At 48.7% G+C, this 417-nt stretch carries 1 protein-coding gene; it reads left to right on the plus strand.

Annotated elements, in window-relative coordinates; all coding sequences use genetic code 11:
* On the plus strand, positions 1-407 hold a 407-nt coding region (locus BBB58_RS15700; protein WP_208606733.1), incomplete at its 5' end, for a RuBisCO small subunit-like domain-containing protein.
* Between the last annotated feature and the right edge of the window lie 10 nt (positions 408-417).

Here is a 417-nt window from a genome sequence, read left to right on the forward strand (position 1 = left end):
CCAGCAACGGTGGAAGAGTTAACTGCATGCAGGTATGGCCACCAACTGGTTTGAAGAAGTTTGAGACCCTCTCATACCTTCCCCCATTGACCGTCGAGCAACTATCAAAGGAAGTCGACTACCTTCTCCGTAATGGATGGGTTCCCTGTTTGGAATTCGACGCCAGAGGATTCGTCTACAGAGAACACGGTAACACCCCTGGATATTATGATGGTCGTTACTGGACAATGTGGAAGCTACCCATGTTCGGTTGTACCGACGCTTCCCAGGTTATCAAGGAGCTAGAAGAGGCCAAGGCTGCATACCCTGGATCTTTCATCAGAATCATCGGATTCGACAACGTTCGTCAAGTACAATGTGTTAGTTTCATCGCATACAAGCCCGAGAGCACCAGCTACGAACAGTAAAAGATGAAGC

This window comes from Exiguobacterium profundum, assembly GCF_001909285.1.
Lineage (GTDB): Bacteria > Bacillota > Bacilli > Exiguobacteriales > Exiguobacteriaceae > Exiguobacterium > Exiguobacterium profundum.